Source organism: Paenibacillus baimaensis, assembly GCF_025567575.1.
In genome coordinates this window covers 129,274-135,822 of record NZ_JAOQIO010000116.1, presented here as the reverse complement: position 1 = coordinate 135,822, position 6,549 = coordinate 129,274, and the positions used below count along the sequence as shown (strand labels likewise).

General features: G+C 47.0%; 7 protein-coding genes. All 7 read right to left on the bottom strand.

Annotated elements, in window-relative coordinates; genetic code table 11:
• Positions 1-425 precede the first annotated feature (425 nt).
• Positions 426-1,490: a tRNA (adenosine(37)-N6)-threonylcarbamoyltransferase complex transferase subunit TsaD gene (tsaD, locus tag OB236_RS34970; RefSeq protein WP_262688183.1), complete on the bottom strand. Its 1,065-nt coding sequence runs from the start codon at positions 1,488-1,490 to the stop codon at positions 426-428.
• A gap of 1 nt (position 1,491) precedes the next feature.
• A complete protein-coding gene (rimI, locus tag OB236_RS34965; RefSeq protein WP_262688182.1) occupies positions 1,492-2,004 on the bottom strand; it encodes a ribosomal protein S18-alanine N-acetyltransferase in 513 nt (170 codons plus the stop codon).
• 3 nt (positions 2,005-2,007) lie between these two features.
• The gene (tsaB, locus tag OB236_RS34960; RefSeq protein WP_262688181.1) at positions 2,008-2,853 is read right to left on the bottom strand and encodes a tRNA (adenosine(37)-N6)-threonylcarbamoyltransferase complex dimerization subunit type 1 TsaB; all 846 of its coding nucleotides are present in this window, start codon (positions 2,851-2,853) and stop codon (positions 2,008-2,010) included.
• Complete coding sequence (gene tsaE, locus OB236_RS34955; protein ID WP_262688180.1) at positions 2,850-3,335, bottom strand: tRNA (adenosine(37)-N6)-threonylcarbamoyltransferase complex ATPase subunit type 1 TsaE; 486 nt, start codon at positions 3,333-3,335, stop codon at positions 2,850-2,852. Before tsaE ends, tsaB begins: the two co-directional genes overlap by 4 nt.
• 6 nt (positions 3,336-3,341) lie before the next feature.
• Positions 3,342-4,382: a thiamine-phosphate kinase gene (thiL, locus tag OB236_RS34950; protein ID WP_262688179.1), complete on the bottom strand. Its 1,041-nt coding sequence runs from the start codon at positions 4,380-4,382 to the stop codon at positions 3,342-3,344.
• A 263-nt stretch (positions 4,383-4,645) separates the two neighbouring features.
• A complete protein-coding gene (locus tag OB236_RS34945; protein ID WP_262688178.1) occupies positions 4,646-4,933 on the bottom strand; it encodes a hypothetical protein in 288 nt (95 codons plus the stop codon).
• Positions 4,934-5,040: 107 nt separating this feature from the next.
• Positions 5,041-6,495, bottom strand: coding sequence for a cardiolipin synthase (gene cls / locus OB236_RS34940; protein WP_262688177.1), 1,455 nt, complete (start codon positions 6,493-6,495; stop codon positions 5,041-5,043).
• Between the last annotated feature and the right edge of the window lie 54 nt (positions 6,496-6,549).

Here is a 6,549-nt window from a genome sequence, read left to right as displayed (position 1 = left end):
CGCCAGCGTTCGTCCTGAGCCAGGATCAAACTCTCCATTAAGGTAGAACTTGTCTTTAACTCATTCACTGCTGACGAGAATTTGCATTCTCTTGTACTGCTATTTACTCACTCGTTGATTCAGTTTTCAAAGGACAATTCTTTTCGATCATTTTCGACATTCCGTCAAAAGCGACCTGATCAATATAACACATTCATTCATTCAATTGCAAGTATTATTTTTAAACACTTTGTAATTTTATGAATATTTTTGTCTTCTTCAATGCCCTCAAATTCGACTGCCTCAGAAGCGACAAGAAGTAATATAACAAATCCAGATACAGAATGCAAGTACTATTTTCAATTTATTAATAAAGAAGTTAAAAGTCCGGTTTATCATATTAAAAAGCCGCCCTGCACATAAGCAGAACGGCTCCAGGAAGCAGATTATACGGACCACTCTTCCAAACTCAAAAGAGGCTCAGCCTTAAAATCCAAAGACGAAAACTGTCCACGCTGAAACTTCAAATAGGCAGCCGCTCCGATCATAGCAGCATTATCCGTGCATAATCCAAGGGGCGGTGTAAGCAAAGGTACATTTGCTTCCGCACAACGTACAGCCAGCTGCTGCCGCAGTCCTTGATTCGCAGCTACTCCTCCCGCCAGCAGCAGCTGCTTCGCTCCGTAAGCCTTAACGGCACGCAATGCTTTTTCTACCAGAACCTCAACAACAGATGCTTGAAAGCCTTTGGCTACAGATCCGGGATCAAGCGGCTGCCCCTTCATATTGGCCTGATTCAATGCAGATAAAACAGCAGATTTGAGTCCACTGAAACTAAAATCATAAGAATCCGACTCCAGCCACGCACGAGGAAGAGCCAGTGCCTCGCCCGCTTCCTGAGCCAGACGGTCAATATATGGACCTCCAGGGTATGGAAGCTTTAAAGCACGCGCCACTTTATCATAGGCTTCACCTGCAGCATCATCCCGGGTTTGACCAATAATTTTGAAGTTACCCTCAGATTCAATATAAACCAGCTCTGTATGTCCACCCGACACAACGAGCGAGACCAAGGGGTACTGCAACTCATGCACAAGCTGATTGGCATATATATGACCTGCAATATGATGAACGGCAATTAAAGGTAGCTCTAAGGCGTACGCCAATGCTTTGGCAGCCACCACTCCAACCAGTAAAGCTCCAATAAGCCCCGGTCCCTGCGTAACTGCGATGGCCGACAGCTCGCTTGGTGCGACACCCGACTTTTCCAAAGCTTCTTCAATGATCCAGGTGATGCTTTCCACATGCTTGCGTGAAGCCAGCTCAGGCACGACTCCACCAAAGCGTTCATGGGTTTCGATTTGACTGGAAACGATATTAGCCTTAATAATCGTACCGTTCTCGACAATGGCTACTGACGTTTCATCGCAGCTCGTCTCTATGGCCAAAATATATAAGGGCTTATTGGGATCGGATGCAGACTGATTTACTTGCATATCGTTGCTATTCATTTTAATTCCCCTGTAAGTTATTTAGCGTGCGCTTGGAATCAGGCAAATCCGCCCACATGATGATTGCATCTTCCTGATTGTCTGTATAATACCCTCGTCGTACACCGACTCCATAAAACCCAAGCTTTTCATACAATGCCTGGGCTATGCGGTTAGAGGGCCTTACTTCCAGTGTCATTCGCGCAGCCCCAAGAAAAACAGCTGTTTTTTGCATCTCTCTCAGCAGTCTTTCACCAAGCTTTTTCCCTCTATGCTTCTTTCCGACGGCAATGTTGGTAATGTGCGCTTCGTCGACGATAATCCACATTCCGCCATAGCCAAGCACACCTTCTTCCGAATCCATGACCATATAACGGGCAAATTGATTGTTTGTTAATTCATTATAAAAGGCTGCCGAAGTCCATGGTGTCGTGAATGCTTCCTGCTCAATCTCACAAATGATAGGAATATCCTCAAGACACATAGCGCGAAACTCCAAGGCTCGAGGGGCATCCGTAGGTTCGTTATGATTCACTAGTCATTTCGCCTCCTCTGCTTGAGCTTTCCATTTGACCTCTGCCTCTGTCAGCTGCGTGTAATTGGGAATTAAGCCATGCGGCTCCCGAGTGTCTCCATGTTTCCATTGTTCAAGCGCCAAATCAGCCGTATAACGGGCTCTCATTTCATGATGTACGATTTCTGTGGTGCCTGTCCAGCTTTTAGAAAATTGCTCAATTGTCGCTTCATGCAGTCCGGTATCACCTGTAAAAATAATACGATCCGGACGCTCAGCTACCGTACTCTTATCCAGGGTACGTTCGAGCAACTCTTCCGACCAACTGGACATGAGACGAATGCCATCGGTCGCCAAACAGCTCCATTGCTGGTTCGCTGCTTGATAAAGAGCAGTAAAAGCCTGACCTCTCCGAGCCTCGAACATCGGAACCACCCAGACTTTTTCCTGTAGTTCTTCTATATGGGAGAATACCGACGCTCCCGAAGTACGCCCCTTACCTGCATGGGATGGTGACTCCAGCATCGTATGGACGCCGCCTAAAGCCAGAGCTTCCAAACTCGATACTGCAAGCAATACCTTCTGATGCGTCCAAGCCAACGTTTTGGCAACAGTAACGCCTATACGTACACCCGTGTAAGAACCGGGACCGACTCCGACTGCGAATGCATCCACATCCCGTGAATGAAGCCCAGCAGATGCAAGCACCTGCTGAATATGTGGAAGTAAATGTATCGAATGATTGCGTTCTGCATTTGAATTCAACTCACCCAGCAGCTCACCGCCGCGCGTTAATGCAACTGACATGGAGCTCGTGGAAGTATCTATGGCAAGCAGCGTGCCCTGTAAGTTTATTTGATCGTTATTCATATTAAAACTCCGTTCTCCTTAAGCTGTTCACACCATTGTTCATAGGAATCCCCGTGTGGGTTCAGCCTGAATAAGCGGGTCTGTTCACCACAATTCTCGATGGTTACGGACAAACGATCTGCAGGCAATAGCTCCTCTATTAAAGAAGACCATTCTATTAAAGTAACACCTGACCCATATAAATAATCGTCCAGTCCAAGATCATCCGCCTCCTCCAAAGAAAGACGGTATACATCCATATGATAAAAAGGGAGTTTCTCCCCTTCATATTCTTTAATAACAGTAAAGGTAGGACTGTTCACAATACCACGCACGCCGAGAGCTTTGGCGACCGCTTGAGCGAATGCGGTTTTGCCCGCACCCAGATCACCGTCAAGTGTAACTACGGTACCGGGTTGAAAACAGGAGGCTAGAGCGGATGCAAGACTCGCTGTTTGCTCGAGACCCACTGCCTGGTATGAATAAGTGTGTTTTGTCGGCATACAAGCTCAATCCTTTCGAAAATGATTGTAGCCTTTTTTATCAATCGGAACGACATATCCGCTGCTTTGAACAAGACGCACACCGCTATCTTCCGCATTCACATAACCGATAATGTATAGTGTATGCCCAGCTTCCCTGAATTTGATTTGCATTTCAATCGCATGCTCAGCCTGCATCGTACCGATAAGCTTGTAGTCTTCACCGCCGTAGAGAATATAATGGAGCGGATCTTTTTCGGCTTTCTCGGCATACGCCATAAGTTCATCCGCAATTGGAATGCGATCCTCGATCAAGTCGATCCCCACACCGGATGCCTGGGCAATTTCCCAAGCCTCACTGGCAAGTCCATCACTTACATCGTTCAAAGCCCCACAAACCTTGGATTGCTGCAAAAGCTGCCCCATTTCAATCTGAGGCTCCGGACGGCAATGGGCCGCTATTAATCGGGCTTCTGCCGAATCCTTGCCAGCTTGAGGCCACTGCTCACTTGGAAGTGCTTGCTGCAGCAGGTATTCCAGACCCGCAGCAGAGCAGCCAAGCTCACCCGTGGCGAATACAACATCACCTGTTTTGGCCGTTGAACGCAGCAATGCCTGACCATCGGGAACTTCACCGATCACGGTAACGGTTAAAGTCAGACCACCAATACAGGAGGTTGTGTCTCCACCAACGATGACGACACTCCAGCGATTGGCGCATTCATACAGCCCTTGATAAACGGCTTCCAGCTTATGCTGTGGCGTTTCCTGTGGAATGCTGAGCGCAACCAGCGCATAACGCGGTATTGCCCCCATTGCCGCTATGTCACTGATCGCGGCAGCCATGGCTTTATAGCCCACATCGCTGTCACGCATCGTATGCGGTTGAAAATGGACCGATTCCGTCATCGTATCACAGGTCATCACAAGCTGGCATCCAGGTGCCAAATACGCAACTGCCGCGTCATCTCCGATTCCTATGTCGACCCCGCTAGCCTGCTGAAAAGCAGCTGACTGTTTTCCTTCTGTCAAACGCCGTATAAGTGCAAATTCGTCCAAAGAACTCAACGTTTAGCCGCCTCCGAATTGGTTTCCCCCTATTATATCCCTCTCCATCAAAGGTGGCAACAAAGAGGTAGTCCTCTCCCTAAAAAGGGAGGGACACGGAGAGCTAAACCATCTGGACCCCTTTGGAGTGAATAAGAAAATACGTTGAACATGGTTACTTGAATGCTGGAATGAGACAGACTGTGATCAGCTCTGAACGAATTCATCCCGGACGGGATGGGCGCTGGCGCGGATGCGCCCGACTATTCTGGGGAGGGTTTTGCTTAACTCTTCTCTTCTTTATGATTAAGGACAGATTCTGGATATGTCATCGTATCGGTTGTCGATTCTCCAATGTGACCGTTACTCATTGTGACATTGCCGCCGCCTAAGCCCTCATTGACCATCCGGTCGATGTCCATGAAATAATCCTCACGGCCTTGAACATCCACGCCTGTACCTGGTGAGGCTGAGCTCATTGCAGCTGCGTCTTCTTGGGTTCGTGCCTTTGTAATTTCGTTGATCGGTTCCTTATCTTCCGATTTGTTCGTATTTGTGTTGGACTTGCTCATTGGATTACCTCCCTGGAGTTTAATAGTACTGTTGGACACGCTCTTTTAGCATGTCCATTCCACTCCAGCTATCATTCACATCGCCGCGGATAGCAGGCATACGCTTTTTAAAAAAGCGGTGAGAGTAGGCGGGCTGCAATTTCTTTGGTGCGATGCCAGCGTGAACGAGATCGAAATATCTCCAGCTTTAACTCCGTACTATTTCGTAAGTCTATGGCGCAATCGGCTTCAAGTCGCCTGATCGTTTTTTTATCAAACAGCAAGGCATTTAATTCAAAATTGCTGTAAAAGCTGCGAAGATCTACATTGGCGCTGCCAACCGAAGCGAAATTATCGTCAATGATCAAAATTTTGGCATGCATAAATCCTTTTTGATAACCATAAATGCGAACTCCGGCTTCCATCAACTCCTCAAAGTAAGAGCTGGCAGCATAATTAACAGCAGGAGAATCCGATTTAAGCGGATATACAACCTTCACATCCAGACCGCTGATTGCGGCTGTTTTCAAAGCCATACGTAGACTTGGATCCGGTATAAAATATGGAGTAATCAGGATAATCTGCTGCTGCGCATTAGTAATGGCTCCAAAATACAGCTGTAAAATCTTATGCTGCTTCGTATCCGGGCCGCTGCTAATAATTTGAGCAGACTTGTTTCCGTAGGTCCGGACATCCGGATATAAACCACCACCGGTCACATCCTTACCGCTAACAAACATCCATTCCTTCAAAAAAATAGATTGCAGTGTATGTACAACAGTGCCAACAAGCTCCAAATGCGTATCTCTCCAAAAACCAAGCTTCGGGTCAGCACCCATATATTCTGCACCGATGTTGAGTCCTCCCACATAACCCTTATATCCATCGATTACCAATATTCTGCGATGATTACGATAGTTCATCCTTTTATCGAAGAAAGCAATGAGGGGTCGCAGAAACAAATAAACCTCTACCCCGCCGTGCCGAAGTTGATCAAGAAAACGCTGCTCCAGCTGATAGCTGCCCACCCCGTCGAATATGCAGCGCACTTGAACACCTTGCTTCGCTTTTCGAATCAGCAGCTCCAGAAAAGTCAGGCCTATAGCGTCGCCCCGAAAGGTGTAGATTTCAAAATGGATGTGCCGTTTCGCACCCTCCATTGCCTCCAGCATGGCAGGATAGGCTTCGTCCGCGTCAGTAAGTACCTTGATTTCATTATTGGTAGAACGCGGCCCATCTGATATTTGGTCTAGCAGCTCGTCCAAACGATTCTTCGTAGACAGCACATCTTGCTTTGACTCTGGAACATGCTCATGATCCTTGCTATTTGACGGTAAAACAATAGAAGTAGGTTTGTTACCTGCAGGATGCTGCAACGAATCGTAGTTAAATTCATGCCGTCGTACCTTTTGCCTGCGTGAATATTCCGTAGCTAGAAAATAATACATAACAAATCCAATAATGGGAAAAACAAATAAAATAAATAGCCATGCGAGGGTCTTGGCGGGTTTGCGATACTCAATCAGCAATATGGTCAGTATTTGAAAAATAAATATCAGCAGCACAATAACCAGCCATAACAATGAAACGCAGCCCCTTTCTCACATGTAGTCAACTCTTTCTCATTCGTCCTCTAG